This window comes from Streptomyces sp. NPDC107654 (assembly GCF_055639035.1).
On the sequence record NZ_JBVKBI010000006.1, the window covers coordinates 303812 to 329142 of the forward strand.

At 70.0% G+C, this 25331-nt stretch carries 20 protein-coding genes, 5 pseudogenes and 5 riboswitches; of the genes and pseudogenes, 10 read left to right on the forward strand and 15 right to left on the reverse strand.

What is annotated here, in order from left to right:
* Positions 1–20 precede the first annotated feature (20 nt).
* The 6 genes from ACZ7N4_RS13920 to ACZ7N4_RS13945 all read right to left on the reverse strand — a co-directional run bounded on the left by ACZ7N4_RS13920 (position 21) and on the right by ACZ7N4_RS13945 (position 7994).
* Entirely contained in the window at positions 21–242 is a 222-nt protein-coding gene (locus tag ACZ7N4_RS13920) for a CbtB domain-containing protein (RefSeq protein WP_471357752.1), read from the reverse strand.
* 36 nt (positions 243–278) lie between these two features.
* Positions 279–402, reverse strand: a riboswitch (cobalamin riboswitch).
* Between the two features lie 300 nt (positions 403–702).
* Entirely contained in the window at positions 703–1527 is an 825-nt protein-coding gene (locus ACZ7N4_RS13925; protein ID WP_471357755.1) for an ECF transporter S component, read from the reverse strand.
* Complete coding sequence (locus ACZ7N4_RS13930; protein WP_471357758.1) at positions 1524–3170, reverse strand: ABC transporter ATP-binding protein; 1647 nt, start codon at positions 3168–3170, stop codon at positions 1524–1526. The genes ACZ7N4_RS13925 and ACZ7N4_RS13930 overlap by 4 nt, the downstream gene beginning before the upstream one ends.
* Positions 3167–4303, reverse strand: coding sequence for an energy-coupling factor transporter transmembrane component T (locus tag ACZ7N4_RS13935; RefSeq protein ID WP_471358016.1), 1137 nt, complete (start codon positions 4301–4303; stop codon positions 3167–3169). Before ACZ7N4_RS13935 ends, ACZ7N4_RS13930 begins: the two co-directional genes overlap by 4 nt.
* 20 nt (positions 4304–4323) lie before the next feature.
* Positions 4324–5235, reverse strand: a complete 912-nt coding sequence (locus tag ACZ7N4_RS13940; protein ID WP_471357760.1) for a hypothetical protein — start codon at positions 5233–5235, stop codon at positions 4324–4326.
* Positions 5232–7994, reverse strand: a complete 2763-nt coding sequence (locus ACZ7N4_RS13945; RefSeq protein WP_471357762.1) for a prenyltransferase/squalene oxidase repeat-containing protein — start codon at positions 7992–7994, stop codon at positions 5232–5234. Before ACZ7N4_RS13945 ends, ACZ7N4_RS13940 begins: the two co-directional genes overlap by 4 nt.
* Before the next feature lie 121 nt (positions 7995–8115).
* Positions 8116–8249, reverse strand: a riboswitch (cobalamin riboswitch).
* Between the two features lie 83 nt (positions 8250–8332).
* Positions 8333–8408, forward strand: a riboswitch (cobalamin riboswitch).
* 124 nt (positions 8409–8532) lie between these two features.
* On the opposite strand from ACZ7N4_RS13945, the gene ACZ7N4_RS13950 reads away from it, so the two are divergent.
* The gene (locus ACZ7N4_RS13950; protein WP_471357763.1) at positions 8533–9945 is read left to right on the forward strand and encodes a prenyltransferase/squalene oxidase repeat-containing protein; all 1413 of its coding nucleotides are present in this window, start codon (positions 8533–8535) and stop codon (positions 9943–9945) included.
* A 40-nt stretch (positions 9946–9985) separates the two neighbouring features.
* Positions 9986–10906, forward strand: coding sequence for a cobalamin-binding protein (locus ACZ7N4_RS13955; protein WP_471357765.1), 921 nt, complete (start codon positions 9986–9988; stop codon positions 10904–10906).
* A gap of 13 nt (positions 10907–10919) precedes the next feature.
* On the opposite strand, the gene ACZ7N4_RS13960 is transcribed toward ACZ7N4_RS13955, so the two are convergent.
* The 3 genes and pseudogenes from ACZ7N4_RS13960 to ACZ7N4_RS13970 all read right to left on the reverse strand — a co-directional run bounded on the left by ACZ7N4_RS13960 (position 10920) and on the right by ACZ7N4_RS13970 (position 13234).
* A complete protein-coding gene (locus ACZ7N4_RS13960; protein ID WP_471357769.1) occupies positions 10920–11408 on the reverse strand; it encodes a DUF4430 domain-containing protein in 489 nt (162 codons plus the stop codon).
* A gap of 183 nt (positions 11409–11591) precedes the next feature.
* Positions 11592–11662: riboswitch (cobalamin riboswitch) on the reverse strand.
* Positions 11663–11834: 172 nt separating this feature from the next.
* Positions 11835–12227, reverse strand: a pseudogene (locus ACZ7N4_RS13965) ((2Fe-2S) ferredoxin domain-containing protein); the annotation flags it as partial.
* A 40-nt stretch (positions 12228–12267) separates the two neighbouring features.
* Positions 12268–12455, reverse strand: a riboswitch (cobalamin riboswitch).
* A gap of 131 nt (positions 12456–12586) precedes the next feature.
* Entirely contained in the window at positions 12587–13234 is a 648-nt protein-coding gene (locus ACZ7N4_RS13970) for a superoxide dismutase (RefSeq protein WP_471357770.1), read from the reverse strand.
* A gap of 169 nt (positions 13235–13403) precedes the next feature.
* On the opposite strand from ACZ7N4_RS13970, the gene ACZ7N4_RS13975 reads away from it, so the two are divergent.
* Positions 13404–13859: a Fur family transcriptional regulator gene (locus ACZ7N4_RS13975; RefSeq protein ID WP_471357772.1), complete on the forward strand. Its 456-nt coding sequence runs from the start codon at positions 13404–13406 to the stop codon at positions 13857–13859.
* A gap of 164 nt (positions 13860–14023) precedes the next feature.
* A pseudogene (locus ACZ7N4_RS13980) lies at positions 14024–14194 on the forward strand (precorrin-3B C(17)-methyltransferase); the annotation flags it as partial.
* A 60-nt stretch (positions 14195–14254) separates the two neighbouring features.
* On the opposite strand, the gene nicT reads toward ACZ7N4_RS13980, so the two are convergent.
* From nicT to ACZ7N4_RS13995, 3 genes and pseudogenes are all read right to left on the reverse strand, one after another.
* Complete coding sequence (gene nicT / locus ACZ7N4_RS13985; protein WP_471357775.1) at positions 14255–15424, reverse strand: Nickel transporter NicT; 1170 nt, start codon at positions 15422–15424, stop codon at positions 14255–14257.
* A gap of 108 nt (positions 15425–15532) precedes the next feature.
* Positions 15533–15832 (reverse strand): annotated as a pseudogene (locus ACZ7N4_RS13990) (precorrin-6A/cobalt-precorrin-6A reductase); the annotation flags it as partial.
* Positions 15831–16289, reverse strand: a pseudogene (locus ACZ7N4_RS13995) (SAM-dependent methyltransferase); the annotation flags it as partial. The pseudogenes ACZ7N4_RS13990 and ACZ7N4_RS13995, both read right to left, overlap by 2 nt.
* Positions 16290–16431: 142 nt before the next feature.
* On the opposite strand from ACZ7N4_RS13995, the gene tsaD reads away from it, so the two are divergent.
* From tsaD to ACZ7N4_RS14015, 4 genes are all read left to right on the forward strand, one after another.
* The gene (gene tsaD / locus ACZ7N4_RS14000; RefSeq protein WP_471357778.1) at positions 16432–17481 is read left to right on the forward strand and encodes a tRNA (adenosine(37)-N6)-threonylcarbamoyltransferase complex transferase subunit TsaD; all 1050 of its coding nucleotides are present in this window, start codon (positions 16432–16434) and stop codon (positions 17479–17481) included.
* The gene (locus tag ACZ7N4_RS14005) at positions 17481–18047 is read left to right on the forward strand and encodes a GNAT family N-acetyltransferase (RefSeq protein ID WP_471358019.1); all 567 of its coding nucleotides are present in this window, start codon (positions 17481–17483) and stop codon (positions 18045–18047) included. Before tsaD ends, ACZ7N4_RS14005 begins: the two co-directional genes overlap by 1 nt.
* A 16-nt stretch (positions 18048–18063) precedes the next feature.
* Complete coding sequence (alaS, locus tag ACZ7N4_RS14010; RefSeq protein ID WP_471357780.1) at positions 18064–20715, forward strand: alanine--tRNA ligase; 2652 nt, start codon at positions 18064–18066, stop codon at positions 20713–20715.
* An 80-nt stretch (positions 20716–20795) separates the two neighbouring features.
* Positions 20796–21128 carry an antibiotic biosynthesis monooxygenase family protein gene (locus ACZ7N4_RS14015; protein WP_471357781.1) on the forward strand — a complete coding sequence of 111 codons (333 nt, stop codon included), beginning with the start codon at positions 20796–20798 and terminating at the stop codon, positions 21126–21128.
* A 121-nt stretch (positions 21129–21249) separates the two neighbouring features.
* Here ACZ7N4_RS14015 and ACZ7N4_RS14020 read toward each other — a convergent pair whose 3' ends face one another.
* Positions 21250–21801: a hypothetical protein gene (locus ACZ7N4_RS14020; protein ID WP_471357784.1), complete on the reverse strand. Its 552-nt coding sequence runs from the start codon at positions 21799–21801 to the stop codon at positions 21250–21252.
* Between the two features lie 336 nt (positions 21802–22137).
* Here ACZ7N4_RS14020 and ACZ7N4_RS14025 point away from each other — a divergent pair, with 336 nt between their 5' ends.
* Both ACZ7N4_RS14025 and ACZ7N4_RS14030 read left to right on the forward strand, forming a co-directional pair.
* On the forward strand, positions 22138–22977 hold the full coding sequence (locus ACZ7N4_RS14025) for a hypothetical protein (RefSeq protein ID WP_471357787.1): 840 nt from the start codon (positions 22138–22140) through the stop codon (positions 22975–22977).
* A 186-nt stretch (positions 22978–23163) separates the two neighbouring features.
* The gene (locus ACZ7N4_RS14030) at positions 23164–23574 is read left to right on the forward strand and encodes a hypothetical protein (RefSeq protein WP_471357790.1); all 411 of its coding nucleotides are present in this window, start codon (positions 23164–23166) and stop codon (positions 23572–23574) included.
* Positions 23575–23902: 328 nt separating this feature from the next.
* On the opposite strand, the pseudogene ACZ7N4_RS14035 reads toward ACZ7N4_RS14030, so the two are convergent.
* Positions 23903–24526, reverse strand: a pseudogene (locus ACZ7N4_RS14035) (response regulator transcription factor).
* 134 nt (positions 24527–24660) lie between these two features.
* On the reverse strand, positions 24661–25329 hold the full coding sequence (locus ACZ7N4_RS14040) for a potassium-transporting ATPase subunit C (protein WP_471357792.1): 669 nt from the start codon (positions 25327–25329) through the stop codon (positions 24661–24663).
* Positions 25330–25331 lie beyond the last annotated feature (2 nt).

A 25331-nucleotide genomic window follows, 5' to 3' on the forward strand; every position in this document is an offset into this window, starting at 1 on the left:
GGAGTCGGGCGTCCCTCGCGTCAGTGGCAGGGGAAGCCGAGCAGGTGGCGGGCGTCGTGCACCCACTCGTGGACGTCCGTGCCGTTGAGGACGGAGGTGGCGCCCTGCTCGGCGCCGACGAAGTAGAGCAGGACGAGCATCAGGATGCCGAAGAAGACCGCCCACGGCGCTATCGCCTTCAGCGGCAGCTTGGCGGGGATGGCGGGAGTGGTGGCTGTCGGCCGGGCGACGGTCTGCGCCATGGCAGGACCTCCTCTGGGAGTTCGCGTCCCATCTCGGTGGTGCACAGGACGACGGCCACGGGTCTGACTCACGCGACACCTGAGAGGTGTCCCGCATACAGTGGCGCGACCGTGCCGGATTCCCACCGGCTTCCGTCTCGCCGTCGTCGATATCGGACAGACGGTATCGCGTGGTGCGGGCACGGGCCAAGACCGCCTTCCTCCCGAGTGATCTTCCTCTCCCACCGCCCGGGACGGTGCGGGTTCGGGCTTCGGGCTCAGCGATGACCGAACACCGGTGGTCGTTCGTCGACGAAGGCGCCCATGCCCTTCCTCCGAGCGGCGATCGCCAACAACGCGTGAGGGGACCGTTGTCCGAAGCGGACGCCGCGGGTTCCAGGCACCCCACTCGGACTGCGCCTCGGTGGCGACTGTGATCGCAGCCTCGGTCCCGGCCCGGTTCGCCAGGGGCATCTCCGAGTCAGCGAGGTTCGGATTCAGCCCTCCGCGGGCCCGCGAAGCGCACGGGCGCGCTGAAGCGGGCCTTGCGGGCGGCCCGTCGGAAGGTGGTCAGTACGGCGGGGCCGGCCAGCAGCACGCACACGAAGTTGGTGACCGCCCGGCCGGTGTCCCAGCCCAGCGAGGTGGCCAGATCGAAGGCGACATAGCGGTGCCACTGCTCCGTGAAGGGCAGGCCCGGCAGGTACGCGATCGAACTGTTGGGGTCCAGGGAGAAGGGCCAGAAGGAGAGGTTGAGGAGGAAGCCGAAGAGGTAGCCGGAGAGCGAGCCGTAGACGGCCAGCATCAGCACCTCACGCCGGCCGCTCGCCCGGGGGAGGAATCCGGCGAGCATCCCCACGAAGGCGCAGCCGAACATCTGGTACGGCATCCACGGCCCCACTCCCCCGGTGATCAGTGCGGAGGCGAACAGCGAGGTGCAGCCGAGCACGAAGCCGAAACCGGGGCCGTACACCCTTCCCGCCAGGACCAGGACGAAGAAGACGGTCTCGATGCCCGCCGTTCCGGCGCCGAGCGGACGCAGGGCTGCGTTGACGGCGGAGAGCACGCCCAGCATGGCGAGCGCCTTGGAGTCGATGCCGCCCTCGGCGATCTCCGAGAGGACCACGCACAGGACCAGCACCAGCAGGACGCCGAAGATCAGCGGGGGCGCGTAGTTGGAGCCGAACGTGCCCGGCGCGACCACGAACGGCCAGAAGAAGGCGACGAGCCCGAGGAAGGCGGCCAGAGCCATGATGACGCCGACGCGCGGGGTCAACCGGATGGCAGTGCCGATGCGCGTACTCATGGGCGTGCCGCCTCGTCTCGTTCGGTGCCGAGCGCCTTTGCCACTTGGTGGACCGTGAGGAACGGCAGCGGGGAGAGGATCTTCGCCGTCTGCGGGGCGAAGGTCGGCGAGGACACGATGACCTCCGTGGTCGGGCCGTCGGCGACGACATCGCCTTCGGCCATGACCACGACGCGGTCGGCGGCCCGGGCGACGAATTCGACGTCGTGCGTGGAGATGACGACCGTCCGGCCCTCCTCCGCGAGAGCGTCCACAATGCCGATCAGTGCCGTCTTGGCCCGGTAGTCCAGTCCCCGGGTCGGTTCGTCCAGCAGGATGACCCGGGGGGCGGCCGAGAGCTGGATGGCGAGGACCAGAGCGAGTTTCTGCCCCTCGGAGAGATCTCGGGGATGGGTGGCATCGTCGATGCCGGGCGCGAGCCGGTCGAGGAGGGCACGCGCCTTGACCTCGGTGCCCGATTCGGTCTCGGCCTGGGCGAGTTCCTGCTCGACGCTCTCCAGGTAGAGCAGGTCGGCCGGGGTCTGCGGGACCAGCCCGACGAGCTGCCGGGCTTGAGCCGGCGGTACGCAGTGAGGGTCCGTCCCGCCGGTGCCGTCGGTCACCCGTACGCTTCCCGCCCGGCGGGGTCCGGAGCCCTGCAGGGCCCACAGGAGCGAGGACTTGCCGGAGCCGTTGCGGCCCATCAGCGCGGTGACTTCGCCCGCGTGCAGGTCGAGGTCGACTTCGCGTACGGCGGTGACGCCCCGGTAGGCGACCGTGATGCCGCGCGCGGTCAGGAGCCGCGTCCGTTTGTCGTGCGGCAGCGGTGGCCGGACGGGTACGGGCGGGCGTGCGGCGAGCGTGGCTCGCAGGGGTGCGGCGGCGCGGCGGGCGTCGCGGATGGACAGCGGCAGCGGTGACCACTTCGCGGTCCGGCCGAGTTCCACGATCGGTGGTGCGATCGTGGACGTCCGGAGGATCTCGGCGGGTGTGCCGATGCGGGCGTGGCCGTCACCGGGCAGATGGATGACGCGGTCCGCGTACTGGACGACGCGTTCGAGGCGGTGCTCGGCCATCAGGACGGTGACGCCGAGGTCGTGGACGAGGCGGGTGACGGCGGCGAGGACCTCCTCGGCCGCGGTGGGGTCGAGGGCGGAGGTGGGTTCGTCCAGGACCAGGACACGCGGGTGGGCGGTCAGGACCGAGCCGATGGCGACGCGCTGTTGCTGGCCGCCGGACAGTTCGTGCAGGGCGCGGTGGCGCAGATCGGCGAGGCCGAGCAGGTCGAGGGTCTCCTCCACACGCTTGCGCATGGTCGCGGCAGGGATGGCCAACTGTTCCATGGCGTAAGCCAGTTCCTCTTCGACCGTATCGGTGACGAATCCGTCGATCGGGTCCTGGCCGACCACGCCGACGACGTCGGCGAGTTCACGCGGGGGATGCTCGGCGGTGTCGCGGCCGTCGACGGTGACGCGGCCGTACAGGGTGCCGCCGGTGAAGTGCGGCACCAGTCCGTTGACGGCTCCGAGGAGGGTGGACTTGCCGACGCCGGTGTGCCCGACGACGAGGCAGAGTTCGCCCTCCTCCACCGTGAGGTCGACGTCGCGCAGGGCGGGCCCGGCCGCGTCCTCGTACTGGACGGTGACCTGGTCGAAGGTGATCACGGTGTGGTGGCTCTCTGGGCGGGGCCGGGCGGAGGGGCGAGGAAACCGGCCGCTCCGGCGAGGAGGATCGCGGCGGTCGGGACGAGAGGGAGGTCCGGCCAGGTCAGCGGGTAGTAGGTGGGGTTGAGCTGAGCGGGGTCGTAGCCGAGGTTGCTGAAGAGCAGGACGGCGGACAGCACTCCGCTGCCGGCGACGGCCCACTCGGGCAGGGTCCAGGGGTCGGGCCGGTAGACTGTGCGGGTGACCCGCCGCCCGCCCAGTCGCAGGCCCGCGACGCACAGGACGGCTCCGGCGGTCATGGCCGGCAGCCCCAGGAGTGCCGGCGCGGTGGCGTCGAGGAGCCCGTACGCCCCCGCGCACAGACCGCACATGCCCAGCAGCATCAGCGCGCCGGTGACGCGGCGGGAGCGTCGGGTCGCGGTGCCCGCCCGGCCGTATCCGCGCGAGTCCATGGCGGCGGCCAGCCGCAGGGAGCGTTCGAGGGCGTCCTCCAGGACGGGCACCACGATGCCGCGCAGCGCCCTCATTCCTCGCGTGCGCGTCGCCCGCAGCTTCTTGGCGCGGGCGACGCGTTGCACGCTCTGCACCAGCTGCGGCGCCACGCTGATCGCGACGGTGACCGCCACTCCGAGTTCGTACAGCGCCCCGGGCAGAACACGCAGGGCGCGCTTGGGGTTGGCGAGGGTGTTGGCGGCACCGATGCAGCACATCATGCAGGCCAGCCGCAGCCCGTCGGTGGCCGAGGACAGCAGTGCCTCCAGCGACACCGGACCGCCGATCCTGATGCCGGCGTACCAGCCGGGGGTGGAGATGTGCGGCAGGGAGAAGACGAAGTGGTCGCGTGGGGTGATGCCGGTGGCGAAGACCGCGCGGAAGAGGACGCGGATCGCCACGACCGTCAGGGCGAGGCAGAGGTAGTACTTGAAGCCCCGCGCCCACGGGGCTTCGGTGCGCCGGGCCGTGACGACGTAGCCGAGGACGGCGAGCACGAGGAACAGCAGCAGCGGGTTGTCGGTGCGGCTGACGGCGGTGGCCAGGGCGAGGGCCCACACCCACCAGGCCACGGGGTGCAGCGTGCGCGGGAGGCGCCGGCCGCCGCTGCCGGACACCGCGGCGGCCGGTGACGCCTCCATGGTCGTACGGGCCACCGGCGTCACTCGGTACGCCGGCGCCGGTGTGCCACGTATCCGGCGGCGCCGCCGATCAGGACAACGAGCCCGGCGCCGGTGGCGACGGGGACGAGCGAACCCGAGTCGTGCTGGGCATCGGCGGCCGGCTCGGCGTCGACCACTCGGGTGCCCATGCTGGTGCTGGACGCGGTGGGTGACGGGCTGGTTGTGGTGGCGCTGGGGGACGGCGTCGGGCTCGGGGACTTGCTGGGATTCGGCTTACCCGGCTTGCTCGGCTTGTGCGACGGCGGCTCGGAGGGCGCCGTCGTCGGCTGCCCGGGAGCCGGGCCGGTGTCCACGTCGGGCGGCAGGGAGGGTGCCTTGTGCGTGGACGCGGGCTTGCCCGCGTCCCCCTGCGGCCTGGTGTTGTGGGCGCGGAGCTGGTCCGGGGTGATGGTCGGGCGACCTTCGGTGCCCTGAATGTTCGTACCGCCGAAGATCCACAGGTCGACGCTGCCGGGCTTGGGCTTGTAGAGCATCGCGCCCAACTGGCTGTAGCTCCACGTCTTCGCTCCCGGGTCGGCGTGCCAGTACGACCAGTAGGCGGAGGCCGGTGGGGTGAGCACACAGTCGTCCTCGGCGGGCGTCGGGTACTGCTTGCCGCCCTGGAAGCCGCTGTATCCGATCCGGCAGACGAACGCCGGGCCGTCGTGCCCGGTGCCGGTGGTCCTCCAGCCGGCCTGATTGAGCAGGTCGTAGCCCGTCGTCGGGGTCGTGCCGCAGGAGCGCAGGACCGGGCCGCCCCAGTGGCTGAAGTCGACGGCGAGGACGACGCCGGAGGTGGTGGTGCAGCGGCCCATGGGCTGCGGGTCGGCGGCGGCCGGAGTGCCGGTCGCCACGACCGCCGCGGTCGTCAGGCCGAGCGCGGCGAGCACGCGCCGGAGACGTGCCTTCATCGTCCGCTCCCCGGGTCCGTGCGACGGCGGGTGATGATGACCGTGCGCCAGCCTGCGAGCACCAGCAGGGCGGCGATCGCGGCGAGGGTACCGATCTGGGCGCCGGTGGAAGCGAGAACGCCGCCGCCGCCGTCACCGCCGCTCGCGGATGTCCCGCCGTCGCGGCCGGCGGAGTCGCCACCGGTGGTGATGATCTCCGGGGCGCTGCTGCTGGGGCTCGGCGTGGGCTGCGGTGACGTGCCGGTCAGGCTGCGTTCCAGCGTGCCGAAGGAGATGCCGGTGGCGCCGCCGACGGCCTGGGTGGAGGCACGCAGGTCTGAGCCGCGCTGACCGCCCTTGGCGACGTTGAAGCCGCCGTCGGTGTTCTGCTGGGAGGCGAGGAACTTGCGCGCCTTGGCGATCTTCGACGTGTATGCGCCGGCGTCCAGGGACAGCGCCTGCACGGCGAGAGCGGCGGAGTTCACCGAGTCACCCGCGGCGCCCGGGAAACCGCCGTCGGCCAGCTGCTTGGACGCGATCCAGGCCAGCGCCTTGTCCACGGCCTTGTCGGCCTTGGTGCCGCCCGCCAGGTCGAGCGTCATGGCGGCGATGGCGGTGGAGTCCACGTCGGAGTCGTTCGTGGACGGGATCAGGCTCGGCCAGGCGCCGCCGGGCTGCTGGAGGCTCTCGAGGTACGCGATCGGCCGTTCGGCTGCCGCCTTCTCCCCCGCACGCAGCTGCGCCATCACGGCCAGGGACTGGGCGAAGACGGAAGGTGCGTACCGGTAGGCACCCTTGGCGGCGCAGGAGCGGTCGGGGGCGGAACTCGGTTTGGCGCAGGCGGCCCTCGCGAGCGCGGCAATGAGGTCGTGCCCGGCGAAGTGGCGCGGGTCGCGGCCGACGGCCTCGGCGAGCAGCGCGGTCTTGCCGAGGGAACCGCCCGCCACATACGGCGTGCCGATGCCGGTCCAGTCGTCGACAGTGCGGCCCTCGCCGTCCTTGCCACCATGGTCGAGGAAGTCGACGATGCCGCGCAGCTTGGCGTTGTTCAGGCCGGTGGCGGCAAGGGCGTAGGCGCCGTCGATGGTGAGGCCGAAGTCGGCCCGGGCCGAGCCGGTACCGGCGGTGTAGTACTGGCCCTGCTTGAGGTTGGACGCCTTGGTGAGGTAGGCGACGCCCTTCTTCAGATCCGGGCCCGTGACCGGAGTGGGCGCGCTCGGTGAGCCGGTGGGCTCGGTCGGCGGCGTGGACGGGGGTGCCGGCTTCTTCGTCGTGAGGGTGACCAGGCTCGTGCCCGCACCGGCGAGGACGGCCGGCGCAGTCGCGTAGAGCGCGGGGTCGGTGTCGGTCTCCTCGAAGCCGAAGCCGCCGTTCTTGAGCTGGTGCCGGGACAGCCATCCGACGGCCGCGTCCGCGCGCTTGGTGTCACCGAGGGCGCGCAGGGCCTGTGCGGCGTACGCGGTCGCTGTGACGCTGCCGGTGGTGGAGCCGGTGTAGCCGGGGAAGGAACCGTCCGCCCGCTGGGCCTTGGTCAGGTAGCTGCGGGCGTTGGTCACGGCGTCGTCGTGGCCGCCTGCCTTGTGCAGCACCAGGGCGACGAGGCCGGTGGTGGCGGGGTCGCCGTCGCAGTACTCGCCGGGGTGGATGAGGATGCTGGTGATTCCGCCGTCCTTGCACTGGAGCTGTGTGAGACGGTCGGTGGTCGTGGCCGGGGGCGTCGCTCCGGCGCGCAGCAGGGCCAGAACGGACAGGGCCTGGCCCTCGGTGTACGACGCGGACCGGAAGTCTCCCTTGGCGGTGCAGCCCGGGGTCGCGTCGCCGGCTTCGGGGCCCGTCGCACACACGTTCTTCGTGAGGGCGTCGATGAGGTCACGCCCGCCGAAGGCACGCGGGTCACGTTCGGTGACTTCGGCGATGAGCGCGAGGCGGGCGACGGCGGTGGCGTCCGGCGCCTGATCGGCGCCGCTCGGGTAGCCGAAGTCGCCGACGTGGGCTGCGAGGAAGTCGGTGACCTTGTCGAGCGTGGCGCTTTGGCCGTCAACCGCGGCGAGTGCGTAGGCAGTGTCGGCGGTCAGCGAGTAGTTCGGTGCGGTGGCGCCGTCGTCGACGATGCGTTCACCGTCGGTCAGGCGGCCCTTGAGCCAGGTAGCGGCGGCGGTCAGATCGACCTTGCCCGGCGCGCCGGTGGGTGTGCCGCCCGGGTCGGGCGTGTGGGTGCCGCCGGCGCGCACGTCGTCGGGAGTGAAGGCGGGCTTGCCCGTCGCACCTCCGACGTCGGTGCCGCCGTAGACCCAGGCGTCGACGTCACCGTCCTTGAGCTTGCGGTCCATGGCGCCGTACTGGCTGTAGGTCCACTCGTCCTGGCCGGGTGATGCGGTCCAGTACGACCAGTACGCCGTCGCCTGCGGAGTCAGGACGCAGGACTCCTTGTCCGGGGTCGGGTACTGCGTGCCGGAGTTGAAGTCGCTGTAGCCGATGCGGCAGATGAAGGCGGGGCCGTCGTGCTGGGTGCCGGTGGTGGTGAATCCGGCGTCGTGCAGCAGGTCGTAGCCGGTGGTGGGCGTGGTGTCGCAGCCGCGCTCCACCGTGCCGCCGAACGGCCCGAAGTCGACGGCGACGACAGCGCCCTTGGACGCGGTGCAGTCACCCACACCGTCGGCCGCGGCAGATGTCGTCGTGAGGAACGTCACGCAGGCCGCCAGCAGGATGAACAGGGCGGATACGAGTGCCGTGCCTCGTGCGCCCGCGACTCTCCCGTTTCTTCGCTTCCCCGTCCGCACCCCGGCCCCCTCGCGCCTGCCCGACGCGGGCGCAGACGTGGCAGAGGGCTTCCGTCGGACGAGGAGTTCCCTGCAGCCGGAAGCTGGTCGCACCACGCCGTAGTCCACGACGGCGTCTGTTGCTGATGAACACGCTCCAGGCATTCCGGCTCGCCCGGCGGTGCCGGGCCTACGGTTGCGGGTCAGCGCCGGATTTCGACCGGCTTTCCCTGGAACTCATTGCGTATCAGCGGGATTTGAGCACGCTTCGCGGGAACGGTCAAGGCCGCCCCCGGGCGGCCCCGGGCGAGTGGTGGCGGCAGGCATGCGCGTCCGGTACCGTCCCGGACTGCCGAGTGGGGGAACCCGGTGGGAATCCGGGGCTGACGCGCAGCGGTGTGGGACGGCAGGGGGCCGACCCGAGCCCGAATGCCCAAGCGGCGAAGCACCTTTGGAAGCCGGTCCACGCGTTCCGGACGGCGGCCACGCCCGCTGCTCCGCAGGCCACCGCCGGCCCGGCACCGGGTCCGGCCGGCGTCCTCCATCCAAGGAGCAGGCCATGCCCCGTTCGCTGTCCTACCGTCGTACCGCCCTCACCGCGGCGGCCGCATTCGGCGCGTTCGCGCTCACGACGCTGCCCGCGGCGGCCACGTCCACGCCGGCGCAGATCGCCACGTCGAAGGCGAACGGCGTCGCCTACCTCAAGTCGCTTCAAGCTGCGGACGGTTCGTACGCCGGCTCCGGGTTGTCCAACGAGTGGGCGTTCAGCGCGCTCGCCTCGGCCGGGACCGCCGCCGTGGACGTGACACCCGGCGGTGACACGAGCAAGAACGCGAGAACCGTCTACCGCAATCTGCTCTCCACCGCCGGCTGGCCCTCAGCCTCCCCCGTCGTCACGGATTACGAGCGCGCTACGCTGAACGCCTACGCCGCGGGCATCGACCCCTCCCGCGTCTCCGCGTCCCGCAACCTGATCGCCGACATCTACGGCTACTGGCAGACCGCCGAACCCGGCTACATCGGCCCGTCCGCCAACTTCAACGGCACCGTCTTCGCGGCGCTCGCCCTGAATGGCGCCAAGACACAGTCCGGGCAGGCCCGCATACCGCAGACTCTGCGCGACGCGGTCGTCACGCGCCTGCGGGCCAATCAGCACAACGACGGCGGCTGGAACTACAGCAAGGCGGAGGGCAATCCCAGCCAGCTCTCGGCCGCGAGCGACATCGACATGACCGGAGCGGCGATGGCGGCCCTGTGTGTGTCGGGCGTGTCGAACACTGACACGGACATCGTGCAGGCCAAGGCGTTCCTGAAGAGCAAGCTCGTGCCGAACAGTGGCGCCTTCAACGCCATGTTCGGTGTCAACACCGATTCCAACGGCTGGGCGGTGTCCGGTCTGAACGCCTGCGGCATCAATCCGCAGACCGGTGATTTCCTCACCTCCATGGGCAAGACACCGGTGGACTTCCTGATCGCGCAGCAGTTCAACCCGGGCGGCGGGTTCAAGTATCTGCCCTCCGACACCTCACCGACGGCGTACGCGTCCATCGACGGGCTGCGGGCCGTGGCAGGCGGCGGCTTCACGGCCACCCCGCCGGCCCCTACGACGCCGGGCGCGCCCCAGTGGGTGAGCCAGTCCTCCCTCACCTCCGGAACAGCCACGAAGCTGGGGCTCACCGTGGACGACGGCGCGGGCAACCTGAAGGTGTGCTCCGTCGCGCTCACGCCGACCGGCTCGACGACCACGCTGGGCGCCGTCCTCGACGCGGCAACCGGCGCCGCCACGCCGTCCGGCTGCGTCACGAGCGTCACCCCGTCCTCCGGCACCGGAACCGTCACCGCAGTCAACGGCAAGGCCAACAGCGGATCCAACACGTGGAAGGTCAGCATCGACGGCTCGGCTTTCACCTCCGCCACGCGCAGCACGGTCGTCGGCGTCGGCGACACGATCGCCGTGCGCTGGGGCGCCTGACGCAGCCCTGTCGGTCACGGCGGAGACCTAGAGTCGGAGTATGCGCATCGTCTCCCTGCTGCCCGCCGCGACCGACATGGTCGCCGGGCTCGGACTGTCACACCGGCTGGTCGGCCGTACCCACGAGTGCGACTGGCCTCCGCACGAGGTGGCATCCGTACCGGTCGTGACGGGAGCGGACCTGGATCAGGATGCGCTCACCAGCAGGGAGATCTCCGACGCCGTCGGTGGCTCGGCGCACTCGGGCTCGTCGCTGTACACGCTCGACACCGAGGCTCTCGCGGCTCTGCGCCCCGACGTGATCCTCACCCAGGACCTGTGCGACGTGTGCGCCGTGTCCTACGAAAAGGTCAGCCGGACGGTGCGGCTGCTCGACGCCGACACCCGGGTCCTCAGCATGGAGCCGCGTACCCTCGACGACGTCCTGGACTGCCTGGTCACCGTGGGCGAACTGCTGGGCGTCCGGGAGCGTGCCGAGCAGCAGCGGACGGCCTTGCTGGACCGTCTGGACCGGGGCCGCCGGGCGGTCGCAGGACGCGCCCGGCCCCGGGTGGCGGCGATCGAGTGGCTCGACCCGCTGTGGCCCGCCGGACATTGGGTGCCCGAGCAGATCACCACCGCCGGCGGCGAACCTCTCCTCGCCGCGCCCGGCGAGCACACCAAGCCGATGATCTGGGAGGCGGTGCGCGCCGCACGGCCGGACGTGGTCCTGGTCCTGCCGTGCGGCTTTCCTCCTGAACGCACGCTCCGGGAAGCAGAGTTGCTGACAAGTCTGCCAGGCTGGTCCGAACTGCCTGCGGTTCGATCCGGCCGTGTGTGGGTGCTGGACGGCCCCGCCTACTTCAACCGCCCCGGACCACGCGTGGTGCGCGGGGCCGAGGTACTCGCCCACGTCCTGCACGGCGTGCGGGCCGGAGAGCCGGTCACACCTGCCGAGGCACGTCCGTTCCCCGGCAGGTGATAACGGGCAGGGGTCAGAACGCCGTCCAGGTGAACGCGACCTTGTCGCCGGCGTTCAGCTTGAACTGGCAGCCGCCCACCGGGGTGGGCGTGCCGTTGACGGAGATGTTCCAGTAGGCGGCGCCGCCCCCACTGACGTTCTTGATGGTGTCGACGGAGAAGTCGTCGAACGAGGCGTACCAGGTGCCGTCCCAGGTGAAGTGCCGCTTGCGGGCCGCGTCGTCGAGCGCGGCCGTGGGCGTCGGCACGGCGGAGGGGTTGGCGCCGCCGTTGGTGCCGTCACATCTGTGCGTGCCGCCTGTGGTTGTCGTGACCTCGTGGCCACGGGTTCTGATCTTCCCCTTGAACAGCAGCCCGTCCGGCCCCTGCACAGTGAGGGTCACCTTGACGGGAGCGTTCGTGCCGGGCGTGCTCTGGGCGTGTGCGACCGCCGGAGGGGAGGCGAGGGCGAGTCCGAGAGCGGCCCCGGCGATCACGGTGCGGCGTGCGGATGTACGGTGCAAGGCTCGAGCCTTTCCTGTGGGTGGCCCGCAGCCCATCGCCGTACGAGCGGGACCCGCAGCTGAGAAGGCGGGTCCATCGCCGTGGTGCACGCCGGCTGGACGCACCGGATGGGGCGACCCGAACGAGGCTCTCGGCTCCGCGCTGCAGACCATGACAGTGGGAAGCGATTCGCGGCACGCGCCGGGTATCCCGACTCGCGGCCTCACGGCCGCACACGGTTGCAGGTCAGCGCCGGACTCCCACCGGCTTCCCCCGGTCACGCGCCTATGCGGTTGTCCTGCTGACAGCTCGCGCGCACACCGATCACCGTCCTGTGTGCGGTCGAACTGTGCTTATTCTAGGTGGATTTGAGGGTCCTCAGTCAGACTTCGCGACATGAGGTCTCCGGTGCTACGGGGTCGGACCCCACCTGCGGGCAAGCCTCTGGAAGTAACAGTGCGGCGCGGAGGGGTGAAGGCATACAGGTCGAGGATGTCCGGCAACGGAGTGAGTCCCGGGCCGCCGGCGCGCACCCAGGCAATGATGTCCTCCGTCGCGTCCGTGTCGTTGACGAGCCCCAGCCAGACCGGCCGGGCACCGGCGGCACGGCCCGCGGCGGACGGCTGTACGACGATGACGTTGGCCTGATCGCACACGTCGAGGCACTCCGAGATGCGCACCGGCACCTCCGCCCGCAGTCGCGCGGTCTGTGCGGCGTGATCCACTCCGGTCACCTTGGGACTCCCGCAGCAGCAGTCCCGGCACACGACAACCCGGCACGGAACCGGTTCACCCACCACAGCCCGGCCTGATGTCTCTTCTGACTGCGTCTCTGGCATGGCACAGCACTCCCCTCCCGGGGAGACCCGCCCCGGTGTTCGTCGAGGAGGCGACCGCGTGAGTCTCCTGGCTCCCGGGTCGTCGCTCGCCTCGCCTTCCCACCCTCTCCGGGCGGTGGCCTGCCGGAACTCGCTCACCGGTCACAGTGGCGGGACCGCGCCGGATCCTCACCGGCTTCCTCGATCCGCCGTCGTCTGTCGTCACGGTCATGATCTCATCCAGCGAGATCGGCCCGACATCCGGTCACTACACGGAAGGGCTCCCGCGAGCGATGTGCTCGCGGGAGCCCTTCGTTGTGCGCCTGCCCGGTGAAAGGTGAGAAGACGATCACGAGCAGGACATCTGTGTGGCTATGGCGTCACGGCTTGAGCAGCAGGCTGTCGCCGCGCTCCTTGGCGGCGGCGTACCGCTTCGCCACGTCCTGCCAGTTGACGACGGCCCACATGGCCTCGATGAAGTCCACCTTCTGGTTCTTGTACTGCAGGTAGAAGGCGTGCTCCCAGGCGTCGAAGACCAGAATCGGGGTGGAGCCCTGGCCAACGTTGCCCTGGTGGTCGTAGACCTGCTCGACGATGAGCCGGCCGCTGAGCGGCTCGTAGGCGAGCACGCCCCAGCCCGAACCCTGGGTGGTGGCAGCGGCCTTGGACAGCTGGGCCTTGAAACCGGCGAAGGAGCCGAAGGACTCGGTGATCGCGTCGGCCAGGTCACCGACGCCGTCCTGGGCGAGCGGCTCGCCGCCGCCGTCCTTCGGGCCGGTCATGTTCTGCCAGTAGATGCTGTGCAGGATGTGGCCGGAGAGGTGGAAGGCCAGGTTCTTCTCCAGGCCGTTGATCGAGCCCCACGACTCCTTGTCCCGTGCCTCGGCCAGCTGCTCCAGGGTGTCGTTCGCACCCTTCACGTACGCCGCGTGGTGCTTGTCGTGGTGCAGCTCGATGATCTCCGGGCTGATGACCGGGGCGAGCGCCGAGTAGTCGTACGGAAGTTCCGGGAGCGTGTAAAGCGCCATGTCCAACGTCCTCCGACGTTATTGCGAGTCGTATGCAGATGCACGCTAGCAGTAAGAACGGTACCTTGCGATCAGGCGCTGGACCTAGGACCCCTCTCCCATGTCGCGCCGGCCAGGTGACAGCAGTCCGTGACCCGGACTCCTCAACGGCGGCAGGAAAGGCAGGCACATGACGATGACTCCGCCGTCGGCACACGAGGGCGCGGCAACGGCTCCGGAACACTCGTTGCTGCTGCGGCGCTACGGCCTTCGCTGCACTCCCAGCCGACTGTGCACACTGAGGTTGCTGTCAGCCTCCGGGGAGCACCTCTCCTCTACGGAAGTCTGTGCCGAGCTGCGGAACCTGGGGCTGCCGTTCGATCAGGCGACCGTCTACCGGACCCTGGAGACCCTGGCGGACGTGGGCCTGGCACACGCCGTGCACGGCCCCGGCCCGAAGCGCTACGGCGTCAGTTCCGAACCGCACCACCACACGGTGTGCGAGGAATGCGGTCGTGTACGGGACCTGGCGATCGATCACATAAGGGAGACCATGGAGCGGATCACCGAGCTGACCGGCCTGCGTGCCGGCGCGGCGGGCTCGCTGCTCCTCTACGGCCGGTGCGCCCGCTGCAGCGAGAAGTGAGTTCTCGTAACGGGCGCGGGACGCCGTCATTGGGACGGACGCTGTCAAAGGCGTGACGGCGCCCCGCAGGCCAACCGGCGGCGGGGTGCCGCTTCAGCAGCGCAGCCGACTGACACTCGTCGTATCTAATCCTTATTGCGAGGCATTCGCGCAGCCGGCTGTCGGGCCGCACCTGGCAGGTGGGCAGGGCGCAGGAGCTGCTGCTGGAGTACCGGATGCCTGAGACGCCGGTGGTGGTCGCCCGCGATGTCGGTGGCCCGGGTGAGCGGGTGCGAAACGTGCGGCTGAGCGAGCTGGATCCGACCGAGGTCGACATGCGCACGATCCTGCTGGTCCGGAGGCGTGAGGTGAGCGGTGGCGCCCCGCCGCGCGGCGGGGCGGAACCGGCCCCTGCTCTACTCGCCGCGTTCCTGAGCCGCAGCCGGCTGAGCCAGCCCCGCCGTCCACTTCTCCTCGATGCGACCGACCTTCCACACCAGCAGGGCGACGGCCCAGGTGGCGAAGAACAGGCCGACGATGCCGTAACCGATGATGTTGAGGTCGAGTCCGGAGATCCAGTCCCAGAACGCGCCGTGCAGGTCCGCCTTCTCGGCGACCAGACCAAGGAGTTCGACGGTGCCGATGATCAGGGCGACGGCCACGGACAGGCCGGTGATGGTGAGGTTGTAGTACACCTTGCGGACCGGCTTGGAGAACGCCCAGCCGTAGGCGAAGTTCATGAACGAGCCGTCGATGGTGTCCAGCAGCGACATGCCGGCCGCGAACAGGACCGGCAGGCACAAGATCGCGTACCAGGGCAGACCCGAGGCGGCGCCCGAGCCGGCGAGGACGAGGAGGGCGATCTCGGTGGCGGTGTCGAAGCCGAGTCCGAACAGGACGCCCAGCGGGTACATCTGCCAGGGCTTGGTGATCGACTTCATGAGACGGCCGAGAAGGCGGTTCATGAAGCCGCGGTTGTTGAGCTGCTCCTCCAGGGCCGCCTCGTCGAAGTGGCCGGTGCGCATCTGCCGGAACACCTTCCAAATGCCCACCATGATCAGGAGGTTGATGATCGCGATGACGTAGAGGAAGGTCCCGGAGACGGTTGTGCCGATCCAGCCGGTGATGCTGTGCAGCTCGGAGTTGTCGTTCTCGACGGGTCCGGCCAGCGCCTTCACACCCAGGGAAAGCAGGAAGGCGAGGGCGAAGACGATCGTGGAGTGGCCGAGGGAGAACCAGAAGCCGACGGACAGGGGGCGACGCCCCTCGTTCATCAGCTTCCGGGTGGTGTTGTCGATGGCGGCGATGTGGTCGGCATCGAAGGCGTGACGCATGCCGAGGGTGTACGCGGTCACTCCAATGCCTATGCCGAATGTCTTGGTGCCGAGGCTGTAGTGCTGGGGAGCGACGATCGCGACCAGCGTGAACCAGCCGATGACGTGCAGGGCCAGGATGAAGGCCGCCATGCCACCGGCGCTGGCCCATTCCTTCCTGGTCATCGAGGTGCGGATGCGGTGCCAGGAGATGCCGCGGCCGGCGGCCGGAGCGGTCGGCCTGGCGGAAGCGGAATCAGGAGCGGTGGTCATGGGGCGTGACCCTTACTTTCGGCGATCGGCTGTTTTCAGCCGCGCTTTCCAGGTTTCTGCGAAGAGGTTGCAGCTACAAGGTGCCCGCAGCAAAGCCCGCACCAGGTTTCAGTCAATGGCCGGAAAAGAGTCGTGTTCAAGGTGCTCGCGGACCCACTGGGCCGCTTCCTCGGCATCCGGGAGGACAGGCACTCCTTCAGGAACGGGTGGCCTGCGGACCACCACGACGGGCAGCCGCGGCTCGCGGGCAGCTGTCAGTTTCGGCGCCGTGGCTTCCCCACCGCTGTCCTTCGTGACCACGACGTCGATGCGATGGCGCTGCAGCAGCTCAGGCTCCCCGTTGAGGGTGAAGGGGCCGCGGTCGAGCAGGACCTCCATGCGGGACGTGTGCGATGGCTCGGGCGCCTCGTTCCAGGACCCGCATCCGGCTGGGTCCGAAGCCACAGCCACAGAGCAGCGCGGCGACTTCCCCAGGGGTCGTGGCGTCGGCGCTCAGGACGAGAAGACGCCGGCCGTCATGGAGAGCGGCGGCCAGGCGGGCGGTGGGGTGGCCCACGAGGGTGACGACCTCCACGTTCTCCAGCGGCCAACCCAGCCGGGCAGCGGCGTCAGGACACGGAGGACGGGTGAGGAAGGACGCGCGACGCTTCAATCTCCTCGGCGAGCACCCGTCCGATGTCGAAGAACATCGGGTCGCCGCTGGCCAAAACGGCGATACGGCTTCCTGCATGAGCGGCGAGGAGGCAGGGGATGGCCGGGCTCGACGCAGTTCCGCACGGGAGGGCTCGACCAGGCTCCTCCAGCCGGCGGCTCCGATCCCGACGACGGTGACGACGGCGAGTGAGCCTGGTCGGGCGGGGGTCACTGCGGGCTATCTCGGAGTTCAGGGGGCGACAGGGGCGCACTCTGCTAAGCGATCACCCGTGCGACCGAGCCCGGGTTCACATCCAAGAGGATCTTATTGCACACTATTTGCAATAACGTACACGTCGCAGGAAGGGGAGGGCATGGGCTCTCCGATCGTGCTCGGGATCGAGTCGTCGTGTGACGAGACCGGTGCCGGGCTCGTCCGGGACGGTCGCCTGCTCGGGCACGCCGTGGCGTCGAGCATGGACGAGCACGCCCGCTTCGGCGGAGTGGTGCCCGAGATCGCGTCCCGCGCCCACCTGCATGCCCTGCGTCCTGTGGTCCGTCAGGCACTGGATGAGGCGGGGCTGCGGCTCTCCGACATCGAGGCGGTCGCCGTGACGACCGGTCCGGGCCTGTCCGGCGCCCTCCAGGTGGGCCTCGCCGGGGCGAAGGGCATCGCCTACGCGCTGGGTATCCCGCTCTACGGCGTGCACCACCTGGCCGGTCATGTCGCCGCCGACACCCTGGAGCACGGCCCCCTGCCCGACCCGTGCATGGTGCTGATCGTCTCCGGCGGCCACACCTCGCTGCTTTTGGTGCGCGACCTCGCGCGCGACCCGATCACCCACCTCGGCGACACCCTCGACGACGCCGCCGGGGAGTGCTTCGACAAGGTCGCGCGGGTCTTCGGACTGCCGTATCCCGGCGGTCCGGCCATCGACCGTGCCGCCCGTGAGGGCGACCCATGCGCCGTCGCTTTCCCGCGTCCGCTCCCGGGGTCCTACGACTTCTCCTTCTCCGGGCTGAAGACGGCGGCGGCCCGCTGGGCGGAATCCCACGCCGAGGGAGAACTGCCTGTGCACGACGGGGCCGCCTCGCTGCAGGAGGCGGTCGCCGACGTCCTGACCCGCAAGGCGGTCGCCGCCTGCACGCAGCACGGCGTCGGCACGCTGGTCGTCGTCGGCGGGGTCGCCGCGAACTCGCGGGTGCGGTCACTGGCCGAGGCGCGCTGCCGCGCGGCCGGCATCGAACTGCGGGTACCGCCGCTGAGGCTGTGCACGGACAACGGCGCGATGATCGCCGCCGTCGGCGACCTCCTCGTACGGGCCGGAGCCGCGCCGGCGCCGCTGAACGTGTCGATCGACCCGTCGGCACCGCTGGAGTACGCGGCCCTGCACCCGGTCGCGGCCGCAGCGGTGGCGGCGTGATGGACATCCGGGTCTTCACGAACGACGTGCTGCTAGCGCATAGCGCGGCCCTGGGCTCTGTCTACGCCGACGCGTTCTGCGCACCGCCCTGGAACGAGGACGAGGAGAGGGCGGACGCCTTCGTCGCGCGACTCGACGCGGACGTGCGGCGTCCGGGATTCACCGCCGCACTCGCCTTCGACGGGGATGACGTCGTGGGTTTCGCCACCGCGTGGGCCACACCCACACCCTTCCCGGCCGGCCGCTGCTATCCGCAGGTGGCCGCCGGTCTCGGCCCGAGCCGTACCGGGGAATGGCTGTGCGGCGCCCGCGAGGTCGACGAGCTCGCCGTCCGTCCCACCGCCCGCGGCACCGGTATCGCCGCCGGCCTCCTGCAAGCAGTGACCGAGGACGCCCCCGGCGGCCGCGCCTGGCTGCTCACCTCACTCCGGTCACCCCGGGCCATGGCCTTCTACCGCCACCAGGGCTGGACCCAGGCCACCCACCCCTCCCCCGACGGCCACGGCATCGCGGTCTTCCTCGGCCCCCACCACCCCGCCCGAACGCTGGCCGCCCAGCCCCTGTAACCCCCCGGAGCCCCCCGTGCGCACCGCCGAGATCCGCCGCCGATTCCTCGACTTCTTCGCCGAGCGCGGCCACACCGTCGTCCCCAGCTCCCCGCTGCCCACACCGGACCCGACACTGCTCTTCGTCAACGCGGGCATGGTCCCCTTCAAGCCCTACCTCACCGGCGAGGCGGCGGCGCCGTGGCCGCGGGCGACGAGCGTGCAGAAGTGCGTGCGCACCCTGGACATCGAGGAGGTCGGCCGCACCACCCGGCACGGCTCCTTCTTCCAGATGAACGGCAACTTCTCCCTCGGCGACTACTTCAAGGAGGAGGCCATCGCCTTCGCCTGGGAGCTGTCCACCTCGCCGGTGGCAGATGGTGGTTACGGCCTGGACCCGGACCGGATCTGGGTGACCGTGCACCACACCGACGACGAATCACGCGCCCTGTGGCGGCGGATCGCCGGCCTGCCCGACGAGCGGATCGTGGCCCGCGGAGACGAGGACAACTTCTGGTCCATGGGCGTACCCGGCCCGTGCGGCCCTTGCTCGGAGCTGTACTACGACCGTGGGCCGGCGCTCGGCCGCGCGGGCGGCCCGGCGGTCGACGAGGACCGGTACATGGAGTTCTGGAACCTCGTCTTCATGCAGTACGAGCGCGGCGAAGGCCCCGGCAAGTCCGGCTACCCCATTCTCGGCGAGCTCCCGCGCCGCAACATCGACACCGGCATGGGCCTGGAACGCATGGCCACCCTGCTCCAGGGCGTCGACAACCTCTACGAGACCGACGAGACCCGGCCGGTCCTCGACCGGGCCGCCGAGCTGGCCGGTGTCCGTTACGGCGCGGACGCGGAAGCCGACGTACGCCTGCGGGTGGTCGCCGACCACGTCCGCACCGCCCTGATGCTGCTCTCCGACGACACCTCTCCGAGCAACGAGGGCCGCGGCTACGTTCTGCGCCGCATCCTGCGCCGGGCCGTACGTTCGATGCGCCAACTCGGCTACCAGGACCCCGCGCTCCCCGAACTGCTGGCCGTGGCCCGCGACTGCATGGCGGCCGGTTACCCGGAGGTCGCCGACACCTACGACCGGATCGTCGACCGGGCGGCCGACGAGGAGGACGCCTTCCGCGCGACCCTGCGCCAGGGAACGACCGTCCTGGACACGGCCGTGGCCGGGGTCAAGGCGAACGGCGGTCGCCGGCTGCCCGGCTCGCAGGCGTTCCTGTTGCACGACACCTACGGCTTCCCCATCGACCTCACCCTGGAGATGGCGGCCGAACAGGGCGTGGAGGTCGACCGCGAAGGTTTCACCGCGCTGATGCGCGAGCAACGCGAACGCGCCCGAGCCGACGCCCGCGCGCGTAAGTCAGGCGGCACGGACACGGCCGTCCTGCGTGGCGTCCTGGGCGAGCACGGTCCGACCGACTGGCGCGCATGGGACGCCCTGACCACCCAGTCCCGCGTGCTCGCCCTGCTGGCCGCCCCCGGGCCGGCCCCGGCGGCGGGCGAGGGCGAGATCGTGACCGCGGTCCTAAACCGTACCCCGTTCTACGCCGAGTCCGGTGGCCAGGACAGCGACGCCGGCCATCTCTCCGGCGCGTCAGTGGAGGCCGAAGTTTTGGACGTACAGCGGCCACTGCCCGGGCTCGTGGTCCACCAGGTGCGCGTCACCGCAGGTGAACTCGCGGTCGGTGACGAGGTCACGGCGGCCGTGGATCCCGAGTGGCGGCTCGGCGCCCGCCAGGCTCATTCCGGTACCCACGTCCTGCACGCGGCCCTGCGTCAGATACTCGGCCCCACCGCGCTGCAGTCCGGCTCATACAACCGCCCCGGCTACCTCCGTCTCGACTTCCCCTGGCGAGGCGCCCTGTCCCCGTCTGTCCGGAGCGAGATCGAGGAGGCCGCCAACCAGGCGCTGCGTCGTGACCTACCGGTCGGCGTCCGGTGGATGACCCTGCCGGAGTCGAAGGAGCTGGGCGCTCTCGCCCTCTTCGACGAGACGTACGGCGAGAAGGTCCGCGTCGTCGAGATCGGCGGCGCCTGGTCAAGGGAGCTGTGCGGCGGCACACACGTCGAGCACGCCTCGCAGATCGGCGTCGTCGCGTTGACATCGGAGTCCTCGGTCGGTGCGGGCATGCGCCGTCTGGAGGCCGCAGTCGGCGTCGAAGGGTTCGGCTACCTGGCCCGCGAGCGCGACCTGGTCGCCCGCATCGCCGAGCAGGTGCAAGCGCCGCGCGCCGAACTCACCGACCGCATCGCAGGGCTGCTGGAGCGGCTGAAGTCGGCCGACCGGGAGAACCAGCGACTGAGGCAGGCCGCCACGCACACCCGTGCCGTCGAACTGGCCGACAAGGCACAGGACACGGACGGAGTCCTGGTGGTCACCGCCACAGCAGACGGCGACACGGACGACGCCAGGACTCTGGCGACCACCGTCCGCGACCTGCTCCCCGCCGAGCGCCCCGGAGTCGTGGTGATCGGGACAGTCTCCGGCAGCAAGGCGAGCCTGGTGGCCGCCATCAACGCGGCCGCCGACGCATCGGGACTGCACGCCGCGCGACTGGTCAAGCGACTCCTGAACGGCAAGGGCGGTGGATCGGCGCAACTGGCGCAGGGCGGCGGCCTGTCCGCGGACCGTCTGCGGCACACCCTGGAATCCGTACCGGCAACTCTCCGCCAACACTGAGGTCTTGTGACTCGCCTCCGTTCGGGCGAATGCGCGACCGAAAGCGACAACTCCACCGCAGTAAGGGGAGAAATAACTGCATGACTGTTACCGTTCAGGTCGACACGACCCGCCCTGTGGCCACCCTCATCAACGTGTTCACGGTGTCCCCCGACCGCCAGGACGAGCTGATCGAACTGCTCGCCCGCGCGACAGAGGAGACGATGAAGCACCAGCCCGGCTTCGTCTGCGCCAACTTCCACGCCTCACTCGACGGCGAACGCGTGATCAACTACGCCCAGTGGGAGACCGAGGAGCACTACAAGACGATGCTCGCCAACCCCGAGGCCCGCGTCCACATGGACCAGGCGGCCAAGATCGCGACGGATGTGCAGCCACGGCTCTTCTCGGTGGTGTCGGTCCACCCGCGATAGCAACCCGTCCCACGGTCTTTACAGAGCACCGCGTTCAGGACCGCCCCGCGAAGACTCACGTCAGCCCTGCGTTCAGCAGCTTTACCCGACCGGCAGGTGGGGATGCGGCTGCATGAGCGCATCAGGATGGCGCTTCCGTACGACCTCCTGAGGGCATCGCACCTGACGGTCCACTTACGGGAAGCGGCAGGTTGGTCACCACGAACTGGTTCAGGATGTCGTCGCGACCCATGAACACGATCTGGCTCCGCTTCGCCGCGTCCAACGCGTTGCCCAGCCAGTTACGTGCAGCCTTGGTGATCTCCCCGTCGGCCACGATGACCGCATGGTCGACGAGGACACGCCGGTTGGTCTCGGGATCGAGGATCTCGTGCGCCAGCATCATCAGAGCCTGATTGTGAATCTCGGCGATGTTGGCGTTGCCCGCCCTGGACTTTCCGGTGGCGTCCAGTTTCCCGTGCTTCACCTGGATTCCGAAGTACAGGAAGTGCTGGGTCGGCAGGGTGTACCGCATCCAGATGTCCTTGCCGTACTCCAGCGCCTTGTCCCGGTGCCCGGCCGCCGTGATCCGATGAAAGCCCGGCTGCCGGAACAGCGGCAGCAGCACTTCCTCGATGAGCACATCCTCGCTGCACATGTCCAGAAACGCGGCAAGTGCCGTTCGCCGCTGCATCTGAACTTCACGATGCCCCTCCCCAGAGCCGCTCCCCCAGCCACCGCGTGCGAACTGTTGTGCCCTGTCACCGCAGAACGTCCGGCACCTACGGCCGAGTCCGCTTTCGTCACGGGTGCAGCGTCAACGGTGGCCACGGCGCCGCACATCCACCCACCCGGTTCCACAGCGGGGACGCGCCGCCTCACGGTCCCCCGTCTTGATGACTGCGATCGCAACACCAGCGCCCCCGAGCGCATCGCAGGAACACGAACTGCATGAGGAGCCGAGCGCGTCATGCACGCAAGACAGTCGAGCTCGAGACGAAGCCCCACCGGAGTGCTCCGGTGGGGCTTCGTGTCACGGCTCCGGCGGAGGATCCGCCGACGTGCTCCCCGGCGCGGTACAGATATTCGGCGTCACCGCGATCAAGGCGACAAGGGCTGCGCGGTCCTCGCCAACAACCAGGGCACCCGATGCTCTGTCGTCATCGTGGAGATGGGGAAAAGCTCCAGCAGCCTGTACCTTGCCGGCGGTGCGGTCCTGGCCTCGCTTGCCGGACACATGCTGCTGGCCCCATCGGCCCGGGCAGCTACCTCACCCATGGCCGGCGGTCCGGCCCGGGACCGGGTGACGACGGGCGCGCCGTCGCTGAACGGCTGGGAGATGGAGAAGGCCGCCGACAGCGGCGGCAGCGTCTGGACCCGCCTCGTACTAGGCACACCTCTCGACGGCGTCCAGGTCCGGATGGGGGACGTCGAATCCGTATTCGTCCACGTCATCCAGCGGTTCCACTACGAGATCGACACGCTCCGTCCCGGCGATGTCGTCGGCCGGCGCCACCCCGGAAAGATCCGCGGGGGGCTGGCGGAGTTCAACCTTGCCTCCGGGACGGCCAGCCAGATCCGCCCCGGCTTCCATCCGTCCGGACAGCAGGGCGGATACTTCCCGAACCAACTCGTGATCGTCCGTGACGTCCTCGCCGACCTGGAAGGCGTCGTGCGGTGGGGCGGTGGCGACAAGGAAACCGACGAAGCCCTGTCTTCATCGACGTCAAGCCGGGGAACGGCCACCAGGTCGCGGACAAGCTCCGCGGATGGGCCGCGACTCCCGGCGAAGGCGCTGGGGCGTTCACCGACCCCGTTCGCGCCAAAGAGGCGCCGGGCCGCAGAGCGGCTGGCACGTCACCAGGCCTGACCCCGTTCGTGCTCCACGGGCGGACCATCCGTGCTGTCGGCCTTCGTCCCGCCTTTCTCCTCCCAGGACGCTCCATGGGCCAGGCCCCGGCTTCCTCATCTCCGCAACCGGCAAGACCTCCTCCGCCACCATGGGCCTACCTGGCCCAACTTTGCGTGGCGAATGGTCTCTTGACACGCTGAGCTCATGAAGCGAACCCTCCCTGCATTCCTGTTAACCGCCGCCGTCCTGCTGTCGGGGTGCAGTACAGAGACCTCGCCGAAGGGCGGCCCGACCACTGCCGGTGGCCAGCCGGCAACCGGCGCATCCCCAGGCAGTGACGACAGTGACCTGGCGGCACGCTACCGCCGGGCCGGCGGAGACCCAGACGTGTACGGCATCAAGCACACGAAGAACCGGCACGGCGTTCTGACCCTGACCGTCTGGACCCGCAGGAAATCCGGCTACGGGAGCGGCTTCGACACATTCGACAAGACGTTGACGTCCTTCCTGGCCAAGACGGGCGTCAGCCACGATCAGGGCTATCTGCTGAACGTGTACGGCCCTGACGGAACCACATTGCACACCTACGACACCACAACGGAGGAAAGCTCTTGATACGCAGACCCCCTTGCCTCCATCCTCATGGCCGCCGCCGCGAGTGCCTTTTTCTCAGGCACCGGCCCGTCGGCCTACGCGGTGGACCACACCGCGGAACCGCCGGTCACGGCCACCACGGACCCAGCCGAAGAGTCGACGGACCCGACGGCAGACCCGGTGAAGCCGGTGATCGCCGACTACGACGGGCGCAAGATCAAGCTCGCCGAGTCGTGGGAGGGCGTGAACATCTGCACCGAGCTCCCCAACCGGGGAGTCCACTGCTACGACACGGATGAGGAGGCTCTGGCAGACCCCGATCTTCCTGCAGAGGTCCGCGAGCAGTCCCTCAAGGCACCAGTTTGCGCCGCAGCTGGGCCACGTAGACGCGCAGGTGGTTGGTCTTGTCGCCCGGGACAGCGCCCCAGACCTCCCGGAGCAGCTGCCTCTGGGTGATCAGGCGGAAGGGGCGGGCGACCGGCATCTCCAGCAGGTGCCATTCGGTCGGGGTGAGGCGGACGTTCCGGCAGTCGCGCACCGCCTTCTTCGCCGGCAGGTCGAGGGTGAAGTCCTCCGTCTCCACCAGCGTCGTCTCGGGGACCAGCGGGGCGTCCTCCGTCCTGCGGACGGCGGCCCGCAGCCGGGCCGGCAACTCGTTCATGCTGAACGGCTTGGTGATGTAGTCGTCGGCGCCGGCGTCGAGGGCGGCGACCTTCTCGTCGGACGCCTGGCGGGCGGAGAGGACCAGGATGGGCACCCGGGTCCAGCCCCCTGAGGCCCCTGACGACGTCGGCGCCGTCCATGTCGGGCAGGCCGAGGTCGAGCGGCACCACGTCCGGTTGGCGGGCGGACGCCAGCCGGAGCCCCGTGGCACCGTCGGGCGCCCCGTCGACGCCGTAGGCCGGGCCTGCAGGTTGATCACGAGGGCCCGTACGAGCTGCGGGCCGTCCTCCACCACGAGCACCCTGGTTATGAGTCTGGGCCTTTTCCCTCGTACGTCGGGCCGCGGGTGCCGGGCGGCGCGGCACCCGACGTCATGCCCGCGGGAGCCGGCGGTGCCAGGATGCCTCCCGGTCTACGGCTCCCGCGGATGCCGCTGTCATCCCATCAGTGCTTCGCCAGGAGGTCCTTGAGCGCGATGTTCAGCTCCAGGACGTTCACTCGGGGCTCCCCCATGAAGCCCAGGGTCCGGCCCTCGGTGTGGTTCTTCACCAGTTTCTCCACCTGCGCGAGCGGCAGGTTGTTCTTCGCCGCGACCCGGTGGACCTGGAGTTCGGCGTAGGCCGGGGAGATGTGCGGGTCCAGGCCGGAGCCGGAGGAGGTCACCGCGTCCGCGGGCACCTCCGACGGCCTGACCGCGTAGCCGGGCACGGAGTTGTCCTTGACCACGGCCGCCTTGGCGTCCTCGACCTGCTCGATCAGGTCCTTGCTGTCGGCGGACAGGTTGGTGGCGCCGGAGAGGATCAGTGCGTACCGCGTGTTGACGCTGTTGGTGCCGAGGCCGTTTGCCGGGCGGCCTTGGAACCACCGCAGGTCCGCGTCCGGGGTCTCCTGCCCCTTCTTCAGCGGCAGGTTGTACGACTGCCCGATCAGGGACGAGCCGACGCCCCTGCCGTCCGCCGTGATCTGGGAGCCGTTCGCCTTGTCGTGGAACAGCCCCTGGGCGATGCCGGTGACCACCAGCGGGTAGATGACGCCCGTCACCAGGGTCAGGACGAGGAGGGCGCGCAGGGCCGCCCCGAGCAACCGGGCGGTGTTCGTAACGGAGTTGTTCATGG